Raw genomic sequence first — 22,322 nt, forward strand, 5'->3', positions numbered from 1 at the left:
TTGATCGCATTAACTAACAAAGAACTTGCCCTCTTTTAATGCACCAAATCCCGAAGTTAGTGCATTTCCTCTAGTTACTCTCAGGCAACACCAATCTAGCCCTTTAAAATCAATAGATTAAAAGTTGGCACACTAGCTGCAATACTTAGATCGAGCAAATGCATGGCAGCGTTTGTGCTTCTCGTTCTTTGTACCTACTTCGGTAGGCACGTCCTTTGAATTGGTAATGTCGCCTCCCTCTGGGAGGCATTTTTTTATTGGCTACCTACAGATTAGGACGTATGATTCTGATAATTCTTTAAAACCGGAAATATCCAATTGAATCATCATCCTGTCCAAGGGGCATCTTGGATGCTTACCGCAGGTTTGGCATTCGCCATCGTCAATAGTTTTGCTCAAGTTGCGAGTATTCACTTTGGTGTGTCATCCACCACATTTGCACTCTTCCAGTACGCCATCGCATTTTTCGCTATCTTGCCTTACTTGCGAACCTTAGGTATTCGCCAATCTCTGCGCACGAATCATTTTGGTTGGCACGCATTACGTATCTTTTTAGCGGTTATTGGTATTCAACTTTGGTTGTGGGCGCTCGCTTACCCCGTCCCGATTTGGCAAGGTATTGCGTTGCTAATGACCTCTCCTCTTTTTGCTACCGTTGGCTCTGGCCTGATTCTTAAAGAGAAAGTGGGAGTCGCTCGTTGGATTGCGACACTAACAGGTTTTATTGGCGCGATGATCATCCTTGAGCCATGGTCAGACTCCTTCACATGGGCAACCTTGCTTCCTGTTGGCGCAGCGTTTTTCTGGGCTTCTTATTCTGTGATGGTGAAGAAACTATCAGTAAACGATCCACCTTCCACTATGGTGGTTTATCTGCTTCTACTGATCACACCATTTAATATCCTGCTCTCCGTTCCTACTTTCGCGATGCCAGAAGGTTGGAGTATCTGGGGCATTTTGGTTGCTGCAGGTGTACTGACTGCTCTTGCACAGTGGGCGGTTGTTAAAGCTTATGCCGTAGCGGACGCCTCTTTTGTACAACCCTTTGACCATGCAAAGTTACCACTTAATGTGTTCGCTGGCTGGTTAGTGTTTAACTGGGTTCCACCGGGTCGACTATGGCTTGGTGCCGCAATCATTATCGGCTCGATTGCTTTCATTACTCATTGGGAAGCAAAAAAAAGAAAGTAATTTGAAAGAAATATTTGGGTTTTGGGTTCTATATTTTCAGGAAAGGAAATGAGGAGCATCTTATGACACAGCCAATCAAAATTACATTGTATCGTTGGGCGGGAAGCTGGGGACCGTTTAAAGTAAACATCCCATGTGGCGAATGCACACTAACAAAAGACATTCTTGCAGATACGTTTGAGAACGAATTAGCAGACGTGCCTGTCGAGCTTGAAGTGAAAGATTGGTTGTCTCACTGGTGGGAACCGTTGAAGCTTGGTGCTTGGCACGCCCCTATCCTAGTTGTTGAAGGCAAAGTCGTCAGCCAAGGGGAGGCGCTAAACAGAGGTGTGCTTGTCCAGTCTGTTATTGCTGAATGGACCAAACGAGACCAACTTCAAGGCAACATCGTTTATGGTAAAGCGACCTGCCCTTACTGTGTAAAAGCCAAAAAGCTGCTTGATGAAGCGGGAGTGGAATACAAATATCATGACGTTGTAAAAGACAGTGCAGCACTTTATCGAATGATCCCAGAAGTAAAAGCGATCATCGGAGAGAAAACACCAGTCACTGTCCCACAAATTTGGTTAGATGGTCAGTACATCGGAGGCGCCGATAACTTGGAAAAGTGGTTAGCGGAAAAGGGATTGGATAGTGTGCCAGATAACGTGGTTGAGATCCCAAGTCAAACAGCTTAAAGCTCCGAATTCAAAAACCGATACCTAGAATGCAAAAAGCCCCGACATGATGTCGGGGCTTTTCTTATTAATTCGCTAGCTTTTTCATAACGCGAGCAAACATAGAAGGCTTTTTCTTCTTCGCTTTACCGTAAAGCGCTTTGTGCATCGCATCTTTGGCAATCATTTGGCCAAAGTAAACACCACCAAGTTCGTAACCCATGACCTTCTCCTAAGAAGTAATTGACTGGTTTATGTTGTAATTTTACACCACAAAAACCATAAAACAAGACTTAGGTCACAATCATTTTGTAATTTACTTACAGAAGTTTTTATCCTAGCGAATCAGAACGGTAATTAACGCTTAGGCTGTTGGTACGTTTTACCTGCTGCTTTGTAGGTGTCTTTTGGTTTGATTTCAAAGAAAGTCTCAAAGAACCAAGCTGCGAATTTGATCAGGTGATCACCTTCATTCATTACATGTTCAACGAATTCTTTCTCTTCACCCGATTCATCGGCTTGAACCGTGATGTGGTAGATACGTTTTTCGCCTTCTACTTCAGCAAGACCAAATTGACCAGTCAGTGATTCAGCCGCTTGCGCCACTTCCTCTTCCTCACACGCTTTTAATAGCTCTAGCGCTTGAGGCAGGTTTTCTTTTTGACAGATTTCTTTTAGCAGTGCTTCAAATTCGTTTTGTTGCATGATTTCACCTAACGATTAACGGGTGTTGTCGAACGCTCACTTCCATAAGCCAAGTGTAGGTAACGACACAATAATTGGTTGCGCATTTTAGAGAGGAGCTTAAATGCTTGCAACCAGATTTAACTATGAACGTTCCGGTTGAACCAAGCCGCTTGAAGGCGTACGAAACTGCCCGAGCAGCAGAACAACGCAAGAGATAACAGCGACTAAAACGTAGAACACACCTAATTGATGTTGAGTTGTTACCCAACTTTCAACGAGGTAACCACCAAACAAACCTGCCAAACACATCTGGATAGATCCTGACAAAGCAGACACAGCGCCGGCTTGCTGCTTGTGTGGAGACAATAAGAGGCTAATTGACACAGGAAAAGACATCCCCTGTGCAAAGCTCAAGCAAGTGAACGCCACCAATAAAGACACAACGTTAAACGGCAAACAAAGTAACATAACGCCAGAAGCCGCGACGATGACAAAACTCATCAGTAAAATCTGCTGTTCTTTATAGCGTGAGTTGATGAAGTTGAGCACCAAACTACCCATCAATAAGCCAGCCGAAGGCACGATCATTAGTGTTCCGTAATCAGCAGCGGTTAATCCAAGCTCTTGCTGCATCAAAAATGGATAAAGAGACAAGGTAACCAAAGCAGATAAGTAGCTAAGCCAGTTGTAGCTTGCGCTGCCAATCACCTGTTTATTGGTCAGTAATTCAAGGTAGTTCAGCATTACACGTTTTGGTTCAAAGCGTCGCTTGGGATACGGCAGCGTTTCATGCAATACAGCAAAGCCCAATGTAAAAATCGCTAACAGATATACAAGCACGAACACAAAAACCGCATGCCAACTGATGTGATAGGCAATCCAACCACCAAACAAAGGAGCGACTATTGGCATCACAGACGCTGTGACTGATATGTAAGAAAGTGCTTTGGTTAACTGCGCCCCATCATAACTATCACGCAAAACTGAGCGTCCAAGCACGGAGGCACTACCCGCCCCAAGTCCCTGCAACAAACGTCCGGCTTCAAGGGCAACAATATGATCAGCAAAAACAATACAAATGACCGTACCAATCAAGTAGACGCTCTGCCCCAAGAGAAACACCGGTCTTCGTCCAATGGCATCCGACAAAGGCCCATAAAACAGCTGCGAAACACCGAAACCAACAAGGAAAAGAGTCACTAGGTTTTGAACGGTATGCTGTTGCAAAACGAGGTCATGACTGATCAGAGGCAAAGAGGGAAGATAAATGCTGACGCCTACTTGACCAGTCGCGATGATCATCATCGCCAATAATAATGGTGTTTTACGCAATATACCCTCCTTACTACATGACAGTTTCACGACAGACAGTGTATATTTGTTACTCAAAGATGATAATCAACCAAAATGGAAAGGGATTATTTCCCCTGAGGATGGAATTGAATGGACTGGATACAGAGTGTTAATAGCTACATTCGCGTTGTTGAAGAAGGCAGTTTCAATGCAGCAGCACGTAAACTCAATACCACCAGCTCCGCCATCAGCAAACGTATCCAATGGTTGGAAGATAAGATCGGCGTCCAATTACTAAAACGAACAACGCGCTCCATTAGCCAAACCGAGGCAGGCGCTTTGTTTTACGAGCGCGCTAAAGTGCAACTCGACTCTTGGCAGTCCGTACTCGACGAAACCCGCTCCGTTAACCAATCTCCTGCAGGGCTGCTAAAAATTGGCGCTACGCTCGCCGTCGGATCTAAGTTCTTGGTGCATTACCTTGATGACTTTCTGGAAAAATACCCGGACATAAAGCTGCAATTGATTACAACCCTACCCGGTCAAATACCTGAACTCAGTTTAGATTTGTTCATCAGCCGAGAGTTAGAGCAATTGAATTCGCTTAGCTTTAAAGCCAGCCCTCTGTTCGAACACAAGGCACAGTTTTATGCGGCGCCAAGTTACCTAGAGAAACATGGTACACCGCAAAGTGTTGAAGAGCTGACACAACATAACGTTTTGATTTGGGGTGAAAAACCCGTAAGAGAAATAAAAACCAATCGTGGGAAACGCATTAGCCTTTCAGGGAATTTCGCCACCACCAACCCAGAAGCTCTGTTTCACGGCGCAAAACGGGGCATGGGTATCTTGCTATCAAACAACGTGATGATAAAAGAAGACCTAAGATCCGGTGCTTTAGTGCCGATTCTTCCAGACATCACAGCTGATGAAGCCACTGTCTATGCGTATTACCCTAAGCTCGATTACCAACACACTCGAACTCAACTCTTCTTGGACTATTTAAAGAGTCGTTTAGAAGAAGAAAAGCGCGCTTGAGCTCATGACTCTCTGGTGATTTCAGTACTAGAGAGTTAATACCCTTCCCTCTAAGAACTACCACTTTGATGAGAGGTTACTCCCATCCTCTCTAACCCTATGGTTGAAATTTCCCAATAATGCTCTTGTTGAGTTTGAAAAATCACGTGAAGTAAACAATAGTTAACGTGATGCATATCGATTAAATGAGAAATGATCGTGTAACAAAACCAACATAAACACGATATGGCAAAACACAACGTCGGGTGAAATGTTCAATGGATCATGAACAAAGCAGTATCCAATTGCTTGATGAGATTCTAAAACTTAACGGTAGTGCATTACTCGATAGAGTAACGCTGGAGCTCCATCAACAGTTTCAAAGCTACTGCACATGTGTAGTGGAAATAGCGCACCTACAGCACTGTGCCGTAACACTTTCCAATTCAAGTGGTGGCGCCATTGCTGACAGCATGTGTTATGGATTAGAGGGCACACCTTGCGAAAAGGTGGCACAAGACATCGGGGAGATTATTTTCTATCAAGATGAGGTCTACCGTCTCTACCCTAAAGACCAGCTATTCCAAGATGCTGGCATTCAAGCTTACATCGGCCTTCCACTGAAGACACACAATGGGGAAGTGCTTGGTATCTTACTTTCGACCTTTCCTCGCGCCATCAATGAGCAAGAGGCAAAGGAGATTATCTTTTATCACCGTTTCTTGTCCAACGTGATCATCCACAGCTTAAGAGAGAAGTGGATCAGTGAACGTTCAGACAAACTGCTTAACCAACTGAGTTATGAAGTCTCCCATGACAACCTCACTGGTTTGCTCAATCGCAGTTGTTTGGCAGACACGCTAGAAACACTCACACAACAAGCTACGCGCCCTTTTAGTCTCGCCTATTTGGATATCGATAATTTCAAATCGATTAACGACATTAACGGTAACTACATTGGCGACCAAATTATCAAATTCACCGCCAATGCGATTCAGCAAAGTTTAACTTCACCAAATAATGCGTTCCGTGTTGCAGGCGACGAGTTTGCCTTCATCACTTATGACGAAGACCCTGTCGCGGTTTGTCAGGAAATTTTAGATAAGATTGAAGCGGGTTATTCAGACAAATCCAACCGTATTTCCTTTACGGTCAGCATCGGTATTGCTCGTGCTCCTGTCCATATGCTCAACAGCGACGACCTAATTCTCAATGCCAGCCTAGCGCTCAAAGACTGTAAAAAGCACCGAGATACACGTATACAACACTACGACACCCATTTAAGTGCGCTTTATCATCGCCAAACACAATTGATTGAAGCACTGCGCGAACAGCTGCGTTTGAGTATCGATGAAAACGAAGAATTATACGTCGTCGTTCAACCGATTGTGGACATCACCAGTGACCGCTGGGATTACTTTGAAATCCTAGCGCGATGGAACAGCAGCGTTTACGGCAGTGTCTCTCCCGTAGAGTTTATTGAAGCCGCCGAACAATCTGGGTTGATCATAGAGCTGGGCGAACGAATTGTTGAACTGGCCTGCCGCGCGAAACAAGATCTTGAACGACAGCTTGGCTACAACGTGAAGCTTTCTATCAATTGTTCGGCACACGAACTGGTCGATTCAAACCGTTACATGAACTTTTTGACGCGTATTTTAGAGAAATACGATCACCAAGCGACTGACTTTGTTATTGAGCTCACCGAAACGGTTTTATTATCGCAAAGTGGCCGCGAACAGATGGTTCTGAACTCACTTCGTTATCTCGGCTTTAAAGTCGCACTGGATGATTTCGGTACGGGTTATTCGAGTCTGAACTACATCCATAACTACCCTATCGACAGCATTAAAATTGATGCCACCTTTGTAAGAAATATGTTGGCGAATACCACGTCAGAACAAGTGGTGCTGCTCATTGCTCAATTAGCACAACTGTTAGAAGTCGATTTGATTGCGGAAGGGGTTGAAGACGACAGAGCCTTACAGAAACTGATAGAGATGGGTTGCCATCATATCCAAGGTTATTTCTATTCGAGGCCACACAACGTCAATGAACTGATAAGTATCATCAACGAAAAACAAGTGAAAAGCGCATAAAAAAGACCAAACAATGTTTGGTCTTTTTTGTATTTTATAAAACTGCTTTTTCTTTGTCTTTCAGCAGCTTGTCCATCTCGTCTCGATTAGCAACAAAGCTTGCCATTTCCTTCTTAGGCACTGAACTCGCCATAGGAATATTGGCACGCATTGCGTTCACCGGACGACCGTATTCGATCAACTCGTAGTGAAGGTGCGGACCTGTCACACGCCCTGTTTTACCAGATAGACCAATACGTTGACCACGAGAAACCTTTTGGCCTTTCTTCACGAGGATCTTGCTAAGGTGCAGGTAACGTGTTTTGTACTTACTACCGTGCTCAATCACCACATAGTTGCCCGCATATGGGTGTTTACGCGTCATGATAACAGTACCGTCACCGGTCGCCTCTACTGGTGTACCAATAGGCACAGCCCAGTCCGTACCGTTGTGCGGTGCAACACGGCCAGTTACAGGGTGAAGACGTGTCGGATTAAAGCCAGAGCTGATACGCCAGCTACGACTGACAGGATAACGTTGGAAGGCACGCTGTAGGCTCTCGCCTTTCGCGTTATAGAATTGACCATCGGTATGAAGATAAGCGGTAACTTCACGACCACGGTTATAAATTTTGATTGCTTCTATTTCGTTCTTGCCAGTTGGTACGCCATCAATACTTTGAGAGCGGCGAACCACTTCGAATCGGTCACCAGCACGTAAATCTTTACCGAAGTTCACTTGCTCTTTTAGCAGGTTAACCACTTGGCTGATTTCAGCTGAGCTCAAGCCTAAACGATGTGCGGATGATGAGAAACTGCCTCGAATCACACCAACCAATGGCTCTTGTTGCCACACACCCGGGATTGAGATGTCTGAGAAATCGTAGCTGCCATCGTCATTACGGTGGTAAACCACTTTATCGGCAATGGAGAACTGAAGCTCCATCTTTTGTAGCTCACCTGTCGATTCATCACGCCAAAAACGCAATGTGTTGCCAGGTTTCAGGGTATCAAGAGCAAGGAAGTTCAAATCCGTTTCCATCACTTTCATCAACGAGCTGTAGCCGAAGCCCAGTTGGCTGAAAATGGTACTCAGGTTATCACCTGCTTGGATTTGGTATTCAAAATTGGGTGGAGTGACAACTTCTGCTGTTGTCGCATCAAGAATATTTTCGACAACCTGCGATTCTGGCAGGTTCAATGCGATGGTTTTGGTAAGGGAAGACTCTTTGAGAGAGTTGGAAACACCAATCGCAACTAATACTGGCAAGGAGTACAACAGTAGCGCTTTACGACTTGTCAGATTCGGCAACCGTCTTGTTGTAATTTCATTTGTAGACACGGGAATTACTATCTCCTTTATAACAAGGCTCATAGCTTATGCATTCCCGCATAAGAAATCACTATGAAATTACGAGATCTAGCGCAGAAAACACTTATTTTTTACAGAAGACAAAAAAATTCATTACTGTTGCATATGTAGGTTATTACCTACACGTTTAAGCGTCGTTGAATTCAATTGATTTGGTTGTTCTGCCATCGCTTGATCTTCGCCATGTTGAAGATAAGAAAGCGAAATTTGCGTATCACTTTCCCACTTCAAAGAAGACATCTGAATTCGGTCACCAATGAAAACACTGTTCAATAGCACAACTCGGCTTGGCACTGCATCAAATTTAAACAAACCGATGTAATAAAACGCCCCTGAGCCTTGTGTGGTAACAATCACTGGCGCGACAATCCAAGGGGTTTCATTGATGTCGCGTTGAGCAATAAACTCGGTAGGAACCAGCACTTCACCTCTGGTGCCACCAGCGTCATATTGACCTTTCAGGAAGCCGTTCTCTTTATCCCAATCTTCAAGAAATGTTACCGCTCCTTGTTCAGGAACTTGAACCGTCCACGGATTTCGTGACTGAATCTCCAGAACTTCGGCCACGATAGGATTAGATTGTGCCTGAGCTTGAGGAAACTTCGCCATAATTTCTTCATCGGAAAGACTAAATCGATAAATGCCCGCAATGATCACCACGGCTAACAGGACGATTGGGATCAGTAGAATGAGAGGGATAGGTAGGATTCTCTTACGAGCCATGAAGACTTCCTTGTGTTCTTGTTCTCTTAATTATGTTCGGAGTATATACCAATTCACCCGTGAAGACCTCAACGCCTACTCGTTCGATTTAACTCAAGTGTTTCAAAATTAAACTAAACTGTTTGGTGGGCAACCAATAGGTAATAACGATGACAAAAATCACCCACACATGCGAGTGTGCCTGTGGCTTAGTCCAACTGCGTTGCACGGCGGAGCCCATTCGCACTTCTATCTGTCACTGCTTCGAATGCCAAAAGCGAACTGGCAGCGTATTCGGCGTTCAAGCTCGATTCAACAAAGACCAAGTCATCCTTGATGGTGAGGTCACCAGTTACATTCGCATTGCTGATTCAGGCAATCAAGTTCAATACGAGTTTTGCCCTGCGTGCGGCACAACCATGCGCTTGCTCTTGTCGGACGCACCAGATTACGCCGTGATTCCGATGGGTTTGTTTAACAATAAAGAGTTTTCAGAACCAACGGTCTCTATTTACGAACAACGAAAACACGGCTGGGTAAGCTTTGATTGCACCATGGAACACATTGGTTAAGCAGAAGCAGCCACAACAATGACACAGCACTCTGCCTATCTACTTTCGATACGCCTATTTACTCTCGGTACGGACAGATCATTCAACAAAAGTTGAGACTTTATTGAGAATGATCAACCGCGTAATAGCAGAAGTACTTTCGTTCCACGCCACGAGCGCTATAATCTGCTCCTAACATTTGGTGAGGTTTTATTGTGATTTCCAGACTTCCTCGTTGGGTGGAATATGGCGCGTTTTTGCTTGCTCTTCTCGCAGGCTGCGTCAATGCCGTGGGTCTTCTCGGCTTTCAACATCAAGCGATAACACATCTTTCCGGAACCGTAACTCAGCTAGGGAACAGCTTACTAACAGGTGTGGACTCAACCATCCACCTGCTCTTTATTGTATTCAGCTTTTTAATAGGCTCTGCGTTTAGCGGATTCTTTATTGAAAGTAGTGCCCTCAAACTCGGCCGCCGCTACGGTGTTGCACTTTGTATTGAAGGCAGCTTGCTACTGTTGAGCTTAGGCTTTTTGGTACAAGGCAATGTATATGGTCAGTACCTCGCTTCTGCTGCATGTGGTTTGCAGAACGCGATGATTACCACCTTCAGTGGCGCTGTGGTACGAACGACGCATATGACCGGCATCATTACCGACCTAGGTATTATGATTGGAGAGAGCTTACGTGGCCGTCAATTTGACCGACGTAAAGCCAAGCTGTTCATCTTTATCTTTTTAGGTTTCTTGTTCGGCGGTACAGCTGGTGCGGCTTTGTTTAACGTTTATGAGCTGTATGCGTTGGCCTTCCCTGCGCTTCTGGCATTTGTTATCGCCATCGCATATTGGTGCTACTTGTACCTACTCAATCGTAATCAAACAGCCTAAATGTAATATGACGGTTTAAGCATTCGACTTAAGCCGTCGCTCTTATACTCTCTCACCTACCTCTTTCTGCTTTGAACGAATCCCTTCGATTGCTCTGATTCAGCTATTTGTTCTTTAATCCCTTAAAAGTTGTGCCACTACTGGGAGAAAACACCGCTTTCGCCTTGAGATCCGAATCACACTTGCTAGGCTTTTTATTGCTTTGGTCACACTGTGCCGTTTAACAAGCTGCTCAGAGGGGCTTGCGTGCTACAATTTTCTAACACGAGCAACAAATTCATATACAAGATTCTAGTTTTGATTCAATTGACCGAAAAAACGGCTGAATAACTAGATGTATTTAATGAATAGTATTGCAAAGGATACAGTTTGCGGGTAATCTCCGCACACTGTGATTAAATACGGATGTTTAGTGAATATTTATGTCATGGAATATGGCGAGTATTGACTAGTAGTAACACGAGACAAAAAATGCATAACAACACCAATGCTGCTGAAGCGCCTAAGGGCAACTTTTGGATGTTCTTCATCCCATCCCTGATCGGTCTTCTACTTTTCATGGCTCCAATCTCTTACGATGGCGGCCTGACAATCCCTGTTGCGGTAATGGCAAAAGTCATTCCTGCGGTTCTTGGCGATACCTTAATTGCGATCGTGACCGCTATTGTTGCTTTCATGGCTATAGCTTCTGTTCTGTGCAAAATTTTCAAGCCAGCAGCAATCCTACGTAATGGTTTCTTGAACGGCCTATTTAATCCTTCTCCACTTTGGCTAATGGTTCGCCTAATCGGTGGCGCAGCTGTGCTGATGACTTTCTTCCAAGTGGGTCCAAAAGCGATTTGGGAAGAAAACACTGGTGGCCTTGTGCTTACTGGTCTTCTACCAACGCTGTTTGCGGTATTTATTTTTGCAGGCCTATTACTGCCTCTACTACTTAACTTCGGTCTGCTAGAACTGTTCGGTGCACTTCTAAGTAAAGTAATGCGCCCTGTGTTCAACCTTCCTGGCCGTAGCGCTATCGACTGTATGGCTTCTTGGTTGGGCGATGGTAGTGTTGGTATCCTGCTAACCAGTAAACAGTACGAAAACAACTTCTATACGCAGCGTGAAGCAGCGGTTGTAGGCACGACGTTCTCTGCGGTATCTATTACGTTCAGCTTGGTGGTACTTGCTCAGGTTCAATTAGAGCACCTATTCCTGCCTTTCTACGGCGCAATCTGTTTAGCAGGTGTTATCGCGGCGATCATCATCCCTCGCCTTCCACCATTGAGCCTAAAGAAAGACCGCTACATGGACGGCAGTGAACCTAAGAAAGACGCAGACGCCGTACCTGCAGGTCACACAACTTTTTCTTGGGGTATGGATCTCGCACTAAAACGTGCTGGTCAAGTCACTTCAGTACGCTCTGTATTTAAAGAAGGCGTACACAACGCAATCGACATGGTCTTTGGCGTACTGCCAGTGGTTATGGGTCTTGGTACTGTTGCGCTGATCATTGCTGAATACACATCGGTATTTGAAATCCTAGGTCAGCCATTTATCCCTTACCTAGAATTGCTACAAATCCCAGAAGCAGCGGCAGCATCTCAAACTATCGTAGTTGGCTTTGCAGATATGTTCATCCCAGCGATCCTAGCGGCATCAATCGACAACGAGATGACTCGCTTCGTGATTGCAGCTATGTCAGTTACTCAGCTTATCTACATGTCAGAAGTGGGTGCACTGCTTCTAGGTAGTAAGATTCCAGTAAACATCGTAGAACTGTTCGTTATCTTCATTCTACGTACGCTGATTACGCTACCAGTTATTGCCGGTATAGCTCATTTGATTTTCTAAAATCGTACATCTTACAAAGGCTCCGCTCTGTCGGGGCCTTTTTTGTATCTGCTGACTCGTTTTGTCTTTTCCCTTCTGTTTTGTCACATCACCCCTTATGTATTCAGCTTTCGAATAGCCTCACTTTAAACACATAAGTTATAAATATAACTTTAAATTCATTGATTTAAATTGCAGAAAACCAACAACTCAGACTTGTTTCTATAAGGCTCAATGATACTATTCTTATGTTTTTAACAGTTTGATGACGAAGTTCAACAAATTAGATCAATCTCACAACTTTATAAAACAAGCGGCTTTTTGTTCTCGTTTCGCCAACAAAAGTCGTAATTAGCCTTCAGGTTTCTGATAAATCTGTCGATAACAAAAATAACAAACACAATAATGTGTTCACTTCTGCCGAATGTGCCCGACAAATAAGAGGTGCAAGCAGAGTAAACCAGCCGGGAGACTCGAGAGGGAAAAGTATGAAATTCAGACATAAGGTTGTCACCGCCTCTTCTATTCTATTGCTTGTGACTGTGGCATTGCTGTCGACACAACAAGTGATGACCATTCGTTCACAGATCGAAGAAAACATCGACACTAGCGTGAGTGAGATCCTATCCAGTGTGGGGAACACGGTAGAATCTGAAATGAACGCTAAGAAAGAACTTGCTCAATCCATGACTGAGATTCTTGAAATTAACCCAAGCGACCACGATTACGTGAAAGAAGTGCTAGAGAAGCCAATGCCAAAATCAAGCTTCTTGGCCATCGGTTATGCTTACGACAGCAACGGATTCGTGATTGAAAACGATGACGGTTGGGAAGCCGGCCCTGATTACGATCCTCGTGTTCGCCCTTGGTTTGTATCAGCAAAAGCAGAAAACAAACTTGTTGTCACCGACCCTTACGTGGATGTGTCTTCTAAGAAAGTGATCATCTCTATCGGTACACCAGTGCGTGAAGCTGGCCAGTTTTTAGCTGCCATGTTCTACGATATGGAGCTAACCACCCTTTCTGACTTGGTCAACCAAGTAAACCTATTCGATGCTGGCTACTTGTTCCTAGTGACTGCGGATGGCACAACCATTGCGCACCCAGAAGCAAAATACAACGGCGAGAAGCTATCAAGCTACCTACCGCAAGTATCACTAACGTCTGGCGCTCAGCACATCGAGATGAATGGCGACAAATATATGGTCAGCCTAACGCACATCGCAAGCGAGAACTGGTATGTGGGTGCGGTTGTGGACGAGAGCATTGCTTATGCTGCAGTAGGTAAGCTGCGTAATAGCGCAATCATCTACTCATTGATTGCTGTTATTGCCTCTATCATCGCGCTGACTATCCTTATCCGTACCTTGATGCGCCCTCTTGATGAGCTAAACACCGCAATCCAAGCTGTAGCATCAGGCAAAGGCGATTTGACACAGCGTTTGGATACCAATACCGATCAAGAATTCTCTGAGCTAGCGAAAGGTTTCAATACCTTTATGGAGAACTTGCAGCATCAAATCATCGAATCGAAGAGCATTTCTGATCAGATCCTAAGTGGTACGCAAATCACTGCTGAAGGCGCTCGTGATTCAGCTTCTGCGATTCAAACTCAGCTGCAAGAACTTGAACAGCTAGCAACCGCAATGCACGAGATGTCAGTGACTGCGACAGAAGTTGCGAACAACGCACAAGGCGCAGCAAGTGCAGCGAAAGAGGCAGACGATGCAACGGTACAAGGTTCTTCTATCGTGAATGAGTCTACAGAGACGATTAACCTGCTTTCAGACAGCATCGATCAAGCAGTTGAGGAAGTACAAGGTCTTGAGTCAGCAACGGCAAATATCGAAACGATTCTAAAAGTAATCAACGACATCGCAGATCAAACCAACCTACTGGCACTGAACGCAGCAATCGAAGCAGCACGTGCAGGTGAATCTGGTCGCGGCTTTGCAGTCGTAGCGGATGAAGTTCGTACTCTGGCGCAACGTACTCAAGAATCCACGACCGAAATCCGCAGCATGATTGAACAGCTTCAATCTGGCGCCTCTTCTGTAGCTAGCGCTATGCACCAAAGTAAAGGCAGTGCAGTAGAAGCAGTAGAGAAAGCAGAACACGCTAATGACGCCCTGCAACGTATTCGCGATGCAATTCAACGTATCTCTGACATGAACTTGCAGATTGCGTCAGCAGCAGAAGAACAAAGCTTGGTAGCGGAGGAAATCAACAACAACACGGTTAACATTAAAGATCTGTCGACCCAAGTTGCTGATTCAGCGAACCGCACCAATGATGCAATGCAAGCGCAGCATGAAGACGTCCGTAAACAAGACGAGATTTTAAACCGCTTTACGGTCTAACTTCTCCTCTTTAACTCAGAACAAACTTCATCACCCAACAAGTAAAACAGCGAGCCAAAGTGCTCGCTGTTTTTTTGTTTGCTTACAAGACCACATGTATATAGCGATCTTTCGAGCGCTTGTAATAAAAGTCATCCACTTTTAGGTAGGTAAAATTGCCAATCTGAATATAGGTGCTACGTGGTGGAATGTGTTTGTAATGGTAGTAGTGATGCTTCGGTCGCTTGTGCTTCACCACCACAATCTTTTTGTGTTTATGCTTATGTTTGTGCTTATGATGATGGTGGTGATGTCCGTGTTTGTGGTGATGTTTAGGGTGTGCCATTGCTTCAGCACTGAACATCCCCAAAGAAAGCATCATTCCAACGACTGTGAAAGAAAATCGCTTCGACACTCGGTTCCCCTTTACTTTATAACTTGTTAGTCATCATAAAGAGAGTGGTCGCAGGCCATGTCAGCCTGTGGCGAGACAGTTTCACCTCAAGGTCAAATATCATCACGATTTATCAGGCAACGGTCAGGCCATACACGCCGCTGATGCAGCACTAACAATTCTGCACAAAAAAGCCGCTTGCCCAGTTATGGACAAGCGGCTTTCTAGATTCAATTTGTGTGTTCGTAAAGTCGATTTATACCGCTTGGGCGAACAGCAAGAAACAACCGAATAGGAAGATCATGCTCATACCCATCGCACCGCCACCAGCTTCGTACACACTGTTGTCTTCTACAGGTACACGACGCACTTTCATGGTCATCGATAGTGGAACAAACACCGCTAGGAATACAAGGATGATGCCTGCGTAGCTAAGGATCGCTAAGAAGTGCTCTGGAGCAAATACCGCGCCAAGCAACGGCAGAATAAACGTCGTCACGAATACCACTGGCTTACTTGCTTTTAGAAGGTCTGCATTTTGGTCGTAAAGCGCCATTGCTACACCCAAGAAAGACGTCAGCAATGCCAAACCAGTAAACATAGACAGAATGAACTCAAGACCTGTGTACTGTTGACCAAGAACAGAGATCAATTCAGACACGTTTGAGAACTGGATAAGTTCGTGTGGTGGCAAGTTACCCACGACTGCAAACAACCACAGTAGGTAACACACAAGAGGAATCGTCGAGCCAACAATGATCATGTTGCGCAGTTGGGTCTTGCTCGCTTCTTTGTTGTAAGTCACCAAAGAAGGAATCACGACCATGAAGCCAAAGCTTGTGAACAGAACTGAGCTTTGCTTGATCAATGCCATTTTGTCTGCGTTCACGACTTCACTTAGACCTTCAAACGATACGTTTGGTGCAAGAGAGAATAGCGTAAGAACAAGTGCGACAATCATACCGATGAATAAGCCACGGTTTAGCTTATCAACCACACCGGTACCCGCCGATACAATTAGACCAACCAAAACGGTAAAGCCAACTTGGCTAGAAATAGTAGAAAGTGGTAGGCCCATTGATGCCGTCACTTTTTGTACCAAGTCACCAGCACCGATGATGTAAGCCATCAAAAGGCAAACAAGCAGCGCGTACAAAAGACCGTTAGTAACAAACTGACCGCCTTTGCCCAGAGTTTCACGAGCAATCGCGTTCATGCTAACGCCACCACCGACTTTACAGCTTGCTTCCAATAGAAGAAGTGCAGCGTAAGTTGTACCCGCCCAGATGAACAGCATAAGAAGAGTGCCCCAAAGGAGGCCGAATTGAGCAAGCACCATTGGTATAGCAAGCATACCAGCGCCAAGAGCAGTACCTGCAACGATCAGGGAACTGCCGACAAGTTTTAGGTTCACGGTTAATACCTCTAAATTTAATCCGTTTTGTTTTGACTTATCGTGCTTTTGGTTCGAAGCACGATCTACGGAAACGCCCTACTTTGCAGCCAATGAATTCGATGCTAAACAGCAATTCAGGATGCAACAAGCCTAGACTCAAGACGGATCTATCCTGCCTGAGTACATTGGGGATGTAGGGAATCATTTCCGGGCAGAGTTCGATTAACGGAATGTCTCACTTTGGGTTCGAAGCAAAATCAGCGCATCCATTTTCGTCAATCCCATTCTCTGCTGAATGGATTTGGTTCGAAAGGATTGTAAGGCATAAATAGGACGATTGAAAAGCAAAAGCTCCATCTTATAGCCATATATTTTAACAACTATCAGTTGATGCAACAGATATGTTGTAAAACCGCCGATTATTTAGCCTTTTGTTGTTATAAAGCTTAAGAAGTGAGCTTTAGTGCTCAATTTTTGAGGTGTACATGAAAATGTACACTTTGTTGAGAGGTGTTAGAAACCCGGAACATAGCCTAGATTCAGCAATATCGTTATTATTCGCTCCGTACCGACACGTTTCGGTTCACATACCTCTAAACACTGATTTACGGTTCGAAAATATAGGTAAATGAGTGTTCCGAATGCTGGGTTTGGTTCCCCAGCATTTGCATCCTTTCTTTAAATTCCTTCAGTGCTTTTATTTCACACAATTGGCTTTGTGGGATTTCGCTCGTTCATGCTTTTACTGCTCACGTTCATTTTGTTACAGCTCTCCATGCTTTACAACGAGCAACGCTTTCAACCGATCACATTTCCTTGTCTAGTGCGTCAATAATGTAAGTGAGTGCTGCAACACCCATATCTGCCACTAAACGCTCTATCAGGCTCAAATTCTCATAGGTTTGATTCAGCTCAGTCTGGTCAAGATCGCATCGATGCAAAAACAGCTCTTTATACTTCATCAACCTTTTCTGTGATTCTCGGGTTAACCATGTCATATCCAAGCGACTATCACGGCTGCGATTGCGAATTTCATCAAGCAATTGTTCTAAAACGCGTTGCATTTTGCGAATGTTTACTTCACCAGAAATTGATTTATAAAGCTGATATTTTTCCATTTTCTGAAACTGACTGAAATTTAGTAATTTTTTTGTGGAACGTCATTCTTATCGCTATATCAACTTGGGTAAATACGAGGTGGTTAAACTGGTCCGGATATTGCGTGCTTCAGGACAAAACTGTCCTTTAAGGAGCGCCTATGCATGTAGACCCACTGATTGAAGTACTGATCGCTCGACGCAAAGAGAGAGGTATGTCGCGTGAGCAAATGGCAAAAGTCGCAGGGATGAGCGAAAAGACTTATCAAAGAATTGAGAGAGGCGAATCGGATTTAAAACTCTCCCAATATCGCTCCATTCTGCGGGCTCTCAACCTAACAGATTTGGATGTCGCCCTCGATGCTAGAGGGGTTGGTAACATCTCTGCAAGCGATGTTGCCTCAGCAGCGCGATTACTGTCACCAGAAGCACAATCCATGCTGACTAAGCTGATCTTCTTGGTGTTAGAACAGAAAGCTAACGAAAGCAAAAGCTCAACGAGAACATAAAGTCGTGCCCTAGACTCCTCAGTCAAACAAAGTTATGGTGAGCTAAACTTAAAGATTAGAGCTTCGGTACTCCAACCATGGGGGAATGCATTATGAGAAGCATCTGGGTCATGATCACCGCTATTCTCTGCTTGCTAGGGGCAACAAGTCTGTCTGCACAGCCGCAAGTGAAGCCCGCGGTGAAGCCGATCACGCAGCCGGGTAACAAACACGATTTGCGCCCTGTGAATCGCCCTCATAGGCCAATCAAGCCGCCCCACTATAATCGGCCACCTTATTACCGTCCGCCCTACTACAGACCACCCTATTACCATCGACCTCCATATGTCGTTAGGCCACCGCGTTATCATTCGTCGTTTATCTATGTGAGACCGGGTTATTGGTATCCACCCTATCGTGGGCGTTATTACTATTATCATAGCGATCTCGTTGGCATAGCGACTTTCGCCATTTTTGCAGGCATCACCTACGCCATCGTTCAAGACTCGTATTACCGTAGGAATGGAGACCGCTATGATTACGTCCGTTACCCACCAAGCGGTAACTACACGATTGTGAATGGAAACACCATCACGACGTCTTCTTCAACGTCGTCAAACTATGCGCCATCATCAGGGCAAATTGTGTCTTCTTCGCCAAGTTCGAACACGCCGCGAGTCACCCACGTGGTTCCGGCGACAAAACCTGAACCTAGCCCTTACAAGCTTGGAGAGATCGTAGATTCATTGCCTCACACAAAAGAAACGGTCGTCGTCGACGGACAGAGCTATTTCAAATACAAAAATACTTGGTTTGCGCCACTCAGAGCCGAACGTAAGTTTGTTGTGGTGGAATCCCCGTTGTAGCGCTTTATGTATCAACCTAAACGAACTAAACCCGCACGCTGCGGGTTTATGTTTGTAGATAGCCGTTTGAGTTACTCGCTTTTCAATAGAGTACTTCGAACTCTGGAATCTTCGCTTTACCTCTCAGTAATAAGAAGTTCAAGAATCGGCTCGTCGATGTAGTGAGTATCTTCTCTTCTTCCACACCATGTTTTTCCAGCATAGCAATTGCCAAGTCTAACTTAGAGATCTCTTCACAGAAGTGAGCATCCGATCCTGTACTGAAGTAAACGCCAATCTCTTTGCCCAGTTCGACAATGCGATCACAACGGGAATCACTGCCCTTGCGACTTTTGCCTGTCAAAGATGTATTGTTAACTTCAATTGCGACATTGTGTTCTTTGGCACAGCGCAACACTTGCTCCATATCAAATGGGTAATTTGGGTTACCTAAGTGACCAAGAACATCCACTCTGCCGCTTTTAATCGCATTTATCAGGGCTGCGGTATGCTCAGCTTCGGTCGCGGGCTTGAATACGGGTTCATGAAAACTCGCAATCACCCAGTCAAGATGTTGGTCAGAGGACGCTGGTAAGTCTATCTCCCCTTTCACATTCAGCGTGTTGGCTTCTACGCCACGGAGAATACCTACATCGTGTAAAAAGCGGGGCAAAATTCTTTGATTGTTGAAATACCAGTAGTGAGGGGCTCCTGGCATCTCGGGAGCATGATCGGTGGTACAAAGAAGTTTTAGCCCCTTATTCTTAGCAGACAATGCGTTCTCTAAAATGGTGCTGTAAGCGTGTCCACTGGCAATAGTATGGGTGTGGCTATCAATCACGATATCCATGGTGACCTCCTGAGATTGTGGACGAACTATCGAATTTCGAACGAACCGTTTTGATTGAGAAACAACGATAAGTCAGCAGGAATTGAGTGATTCAACACTTTATCAACGTTGACTGCATCTGAACGCAAGTAGAACTCCAAGGCAGCTTCTGGATCTGTACCACCACGGATCTTACGATTGACTAAACGCTCTTGTAGAAACTCCGCTTGAGTATCAATAAACACCGTAAAATCGGCCAAGCGATGCAGCTCTTTCCATACTGGTTCATCAAGCAACAGCCAGTTGCCCTCGACGACGACAATATTGCGGTTAACCTGAATGGCATCATCAACCGGATCATGCAGGTTGCGGTCGTAGTAAGGCCATTTGCTGTCTTTCACTTTAAGCTGTTTCAGCTTGTCGATAAGCTCGGTGAGATTGAACGTCTCGTAAGAGCCTTTAATGCTGCGCAGAGGAACAATTTCACCATTACGTTCAATGGTGTTGCTGTCGAGGATTTCGTTCGGGTAGTGAAAACCATCAAAAGGCAGAACCTGAAGTGGCTCTTGGTTTTCATCTTGTTCAGAGAGGTATTCCCAGAACGCAGCAAGAGTGGACTTACCGCTGCCCGGAGGGGCACACAAGAACACGACAATACGTTCCTGTTTCTCATGATATAGGCGGGTAAATTTTTCGATAAGAGGTTGATGGATTCGCTTTACGTCGGCATCGGGAAAGGTAGCTTCGGTTTCAAAACCACTGACGTTTAAATTCACTTTCATGGTGAACCCTTATTGATTGATCTCCCCTTCGATTCTTTCTATCAACATTTCACATGACAGCTTCAACACTGTTTTGATGAGAGATTCATATCTCATTTGCGAAAAGGACTCAAACGAAGAGAACTTAAGCTGATTGATCGACTCAAGATAAAAGCAGTCTTGCTGAGAAGAGAGTACCGCTTGGTTTTTAATGAAATCGTAAATCACGTCATCCGCGAATTCGACTTTCTCCGGTTGGCTAACCACGTACTCCAGCACCTGATCGTACAATCCGATATCGGCGTAAGTTTCCAAAGAGATTTTGCCCATCGCAAACATCAGCTTCGATACCACATCGGTCGTCACCAACGGACCATCTTCTTTCAATAAAGGATCCACAGCATACTCCTTCACCAGATCGTCTTGGACGAACACACTCGGAAGTAATGCTTTTAACTTGAGGTTAATTATTTTGTTAGAAACCTGAAGAAACGCAGTCGCATTTTCGCACTCGTCCAGTTTCTCCAGTAATTCGTCTTCACGTGACAACGTATTATGACCTCTCCATTATGTGGCAGCGCAAAGGCTACCACACAAATTCGTTGCAACTAAACCGTTAAGCTCACGTCATAAAACTCAAGTAACGCTTTTTCTGCATGTGCGTTCCACACATAGTTATTCGCGTTCAAAATTGCGTCTAATTCGACGAAGAACGGGTCTTGGTCTGCCAACGATAAGAAATCATCAATCGCGGTCAATGGCAGGTCGATGTGTGGGTAAATCAACTTCTTACCACCCGGAATATCCAGTTGATTCAAAATCGTATGTGGCGCAGCTTGCAGACCACCAACGTGGGTGATCATGAACGATGGATTAATCTTACCTTGTGAAGACAAGTCGATAGATTCCACCATGTCACCGGTCGAGCCACCAGATGTGCCAACAATGTGCGTTGATTCGTAATGCACGTTGTAGAAGTTAAACGGTACTTTGAATTTTTTATCAGTAGGGCCTGCGAAGAAGTTCAAGCAGCCATCGTTACCCAACAGCTCATCGGCTTGTTCTAGCACTTGCGATACCGCTGCATACACCATCACATCGTCGTAGCCTTTGCCATCGTTCAGCGCTTTCAGATAAGTCACAGGGTCATCGACTTGAGCTGTGTTCACGTAATGCAGTTCAACGCCCTGCTCTTTTGCTTTCTCAACCGGAATTAAGCACTCTGCTCGGTCTAAGCGTGCAGCGTCGATATCTGTCACCACAATCAACTTTGGCTTCACCGGGCCGTTAATCGCGTAATCAATCGCGCCAATCCCCATAGGGCCAGCACAGGCTAGTAGCGCTAATGCTCCGCCCTCTTTGATGCCCATATCATGCTCATACACGTATTGCGTAGTGTGGTAACTCGCATGGTAAGCACCGATGATGCATGACATTGGTTCAGCCAAAGACGCATCTGCAAAGTAGTCACCGTGGTAAGGCAGCACGCAGCCTAAGTCGATAGCAATTTTAGGAATGATGGAATACGTTGCGTTGCCACCAAAGGTTTCGTAGCTGTAACCCGCAGAGTAACCACTAGGCAAACCCATTGCTGGTTGCAGTACAAAGTAATCGCCTGCTTTGTATTGGTCTTTTAGGTTCTCACCGACTTCAACAATCACACCTGCGTATTCATGACCCGTCATCACTGGCACTTCATCAATGTTCTCAGGGACGCGTTTGTGTTTGCTACCCAACAATGCTGCTTTGTAAGTGGATAGGCAAATGCTGTTTGAAATGTTTTTAACCAGAAGTTCATCGGCTGAAATACTTGGCAAATCAAAGGTTCTTAGTTGAACGTCTTTCTCGCCACAGATAACCGCTGCCGTTGTTTGTACCATGATTTCTCTCCTAAATGGGGTGTTAGGTGCCACCCCATACTGCA

General features: G+C 45.0%; 22 protein-coding genes. 10 read left to right on the forward strand and 12 right to left on the reverse strand.

The window, feature by feature from the left end:
* The first annotated feature begins 351 nt into the window (after positions 1-351).
* Together VCHENC03_RS12250 and VCHENC03_RS12245 are read left to right on the forward strand one after the other, a co-directional pair.
* Entirely contained in the window at positions 352-1,191 is an 840-nt protein-coding gene (locus tag VCHENC03_RS12250; protein ID WP_009706168.1) for a DMT family transporter, read from the forward strand.
* A gap of 62 nt (positions 1,192-1,253) precedes the next feature.
* Positions 1,254-1,868 (forward strand): glutaredoxin domain-containing protein, encoded by a 615-nt coding sequence (locus VCHENC03_RS12245; RefSeq protein ID WP_005435560.1) that lies wholly within the window; start codon positions 1,254-1,256, stop codon positions 1,866-1,868.
* A gap of 67 nt (positions 1,869-1,935) precedes the next feature.
* On the opposite strand, the gene VCHENC03_RS28110 is transcribed toward VCHENC03_RS12245, so the two are convergent.
* From VCHENC03_RS28110 to VCHENC03_RS12235, 3 genes are all read right to left on the reverse strand, one after another.
* Complete coding sequence (locus VCHENC03_RS28110) at positions 1,936-2,070, reverse strand: hypothetical protein (RefSeq protein WP_009706169.1); 135 nt, start codon at positions 2,068-2,070, stop codon at positions 1,936-1,938.
* Positions 2,071-2,204: 134 nt separating this feature from the next.
* Complete coding sequence (locus VCHENC03_RS12240) at positions 2,205-2,552, reverse strand: hypothetical protein (RefSeq protein WP_005435558.1); 348 nt, start codon at positions 2,550-2,552, stop codon at positions 2,205-2,207.
* Positions 2,553-2,675: 123 nt separating this feature from the next.
* On the reverse strand, positions 2,676-3,866 hold the full coding sequence (locus VCHENC03_RS12235) for a multidrug effflux MFS transporter (protein ID WP_009706170.1): 1,191 nt from the start codon (positions 3,864-3,866) through the stop codon (positions 2,676-2,678).
* Positions 3,867-3,977: 111 nt separating this feature from the next.
* On the opposite strand from VCHENC03_RS12235, the gene VCHENC03_RS12230 reads away from it, so the two are divergent.
* Both VCHENC03_RS12230 and VCHENC03_RS12225 read left to right on the forward strand, forming a co-directional pair.
* Positions 3,978-4,865 (forward strand): LysR family transcriptional regulator, encoded by an 888-nt coding sequence (locus tag VCHENC03_RS12230; protein WP_009706171.1) that lies wholly within the window; start codon positions 3,978-3,980, stop codon positions 4,863-4,865.
* Between the two features lie 257 nt (positions 4,866-5,122).
* A complete protein-coding gene (locus tag VCHENC03_RS12225; protein WP_009706172.1) occupies positions 5,123-6,943 on the forward strand; it encodes a putative bifunctional diguanylate cyclase/phosphodiesterase in 1,821 nt (606 codons plus the stop codon).
* Between the two features lie 34 nt (positions 6,944-6,977).
* On the opposite strand, the gene VCHENC03_RS12220 is transcribed toward VCHENC03_RS12225, so the two are convergent.
* A complete protein-coding gene (locus VCHENC03_RS12220; RefSeq protein WP_009706173.1) occupies positions 6,978-8,264 on the reverse strand; it encodes a peptidoglycan DD-metalloendopeptidase family protein in 1,287 nt (428 codons plus the stop codon).
* A 123-nt stretch (positions 8,265-8,387) separates the two neighbouring features.
* Positions 8,388-9,017, reverse strand: a complete 630-nt coding sequence (locus tag VCHENC03_RS12215) for a hypothetical protein (protein WP_009706174.1) — start codon at positions 9,015-9,017, stop codon at positions 8,388-8,390.
* 149 nt (positions 9,018-9,166) lie between these two features.
* Here VCHENC03_RS12215 and VCHENC03_RS12210 point away from each other — a divergent pair, with 149 nt between their 5' ends.
* From VCHENC03_RS12210 to VCHENC03_RS12195, 4 genes are all read left to right on the forward strand, one after another.
* A complete protein-coding gene (locus VCHENC03_RS12210) occupies positions 9,167-9,568 on the forward strand; it encodes a GFA family protein (RefSeq protein ID WP_009706175.1) in 402 nt (133 codons plus the stop codon).
* A 194-nt stretch (positions 9,569-9,762) separates the two neighbouring features.
* Complete coding sequence (locus VCHENC03_RS12205; RefSeq protein WP_009706176.1) at positions 9,763-10,434, forward strand: YoaK family protein; 672 nt, start codon at positions 9,763-9,765, stop codon at positions 10,432-10,434.
* Between the two features lie 471 nt (positions 10,435-10,905).
* A complete protein-coding gene (locus tag VCHENC03_RS12200; protein WP_005435537.1) occupies positions 10,906-12,270 on the forward strand; it encodes a YjiH family protein in 1,365 nt (454 codons plus the stop codon).
* A gap of 467 nt (positions 12,271-12,737) precedes the next feature.
* Positions 12,738-14,609 (forward strand): methyl-accepting chemotaxis protein, encoded by a 1,872-nt coding sequence (locus VCHENC03_RS12195; RefSeq protein WP_005435536.1) that lies wholly within the window; start codon positions 12,738-12,740, stop codon positions 14,607-14,609.
* 82 nt (positions 14,610-14,691) lie between these two features.
* Here the strand turns inward: VCHENC03_RS12195 and VCHENC03_RS12190 are convergent, their stop codons facing one another.
* The 3 genes from VCHENC03_RS12190 to VCHENC03_RS12180 form a co-directional block, all read right to left on the reverse strand.
* Entirely contained in the window at positions 14,692-15,003 is a 312-nt protein-coding gene (locus tag VCHENC03_RS12190; RefSeq protein ID WP_032802770.1) for a hypothetical protein, read from the reverse strand.
* Positions 15,004-15,238: 235 nt separating this feature from the next.
* Positions 15,239-16,396, reverse strand: a complete 1,158-nt coding sequence (locus VCHENC03_RS12185) for an amino acid permease (protein ID WP_009706178.1) — start codon at positions 16,394-16,396, stop codon at positions 15,239-15,241.
* 788 nt (positions 16,397-17,184) lie between these two features.
* Positions 17,185-17,496: a hypothetical protein gene (locus VCHENC03_RS12180; protein ID WP_009706180.1), complete on the reverse strand. Its 312-nt coding sequence runs from the start codon at positions 17,494-17,496 to the stop codon at positions 17,185-17,187.
* Between the two features lie 140 nt (positions 17,497-17,636).
* Here VCHENC03_RS12180 and VCHENC03_RS12175 point away from each other — a divergent pair, with 140 nt between their 5' ends.
* Both VCHENC03_RS12175 and VCHENC03_RS26900 read left to right on the forward strand, forming a co-directional pair.
* Positions 17,637-17,984: a helix-turn-helix domain-containing protein gene (locus VCHENC03_RS12175; RefSeq protein WP_009706181.1), complete on the forward strand. Its 348-nt coding sequence runs from the start codon at positions 17,637-17,639 to the stop codon at positions 17,982-17,984.
* Between the two features lie 92 nt (positions 17,985-18,076).
* Positions 18,077-18,829, forward strand: coding sequence for a hypothetical protein (locus VCHENC03_RS26900; RefSeq protein ID WP_009706182.1), 753 nt, complete (start codon positions 18,077-18,079; stop codon positions 18,827-18,829).
* 82 nt (positions 18,830-18,911) lie between these two features.
* Here the strand turns inward: VCHENC03_RS26900 and VCHENC03_RS12170 are convergent, their stop codons facing one another.
* From VCHENC03_RS12170 to VCHENC03_RS12155, 4 genes are read right to left on the reverse strand one after another with little or no spacing between them, the layout of a single operon-like run.
* Positions 18,912-19,658: a phosphatase gene (locus VCHENC03_RS12170; RefSeq protein ID WP_009706183.1), complete on the reverse strand. Its 747-nt coding sequence runs from the start codon at positions 19,656-19,658 to the stop codon at positions 18,912-18,914.
* Positions 19,659-19,684: 26 nt separating this feature from the next.
* On the reverse strand, positions 19,685-20,419 hold the full coding sequence (locus tag VCHENC03_RS12165) for a nucleoside/nucleotide kinase family protein (RefSeq protein WP_009706184.1): 735 nt from the start codon (positions 20,417-20,419) through the stop codon (positions 19,685-19,687).
* Between the two features lie 9 nt (positions 20,420-20,428).
* The gene (locus VCHENC03_RS12160; RefSeq protein ID WP_009706185.1) at positions 20,429-20,947 is read right to left on the reverse strand and encodes an MltR family transcriptional regulator; all 519 of its coding nucleotides are present in this window, start codon (positions 20,945-20,947) and stop codon (positions 20,429-20,431) included.
* Between the two features lie 59 nt (positions 20,948-21,006).
* Positions 21,007-22,278 (reverse strand): zinc-binding dehydrogenase, encoded by a 1,272-nt coding sequence (locus VCHENC03_RS12155; RefSeq protein ID WP_009706186.1) that lies wholly within the window; start codon positions 22,276-22,278, stop codon positions 21,007-21,009.
* Positions 22,279-22,322: the final 44 nt, after the last annotated feature.

It is taken from the genome of Vibrio sp. HENC-03, assembly GCF_000305755.2.
GTDB classification, from domain to species: Bacteria; Pseudomonadota; Gammaproteobacteria; order Enterobacterales; family Vibrionaceae; genus Vibrio; species Vibrio owensii.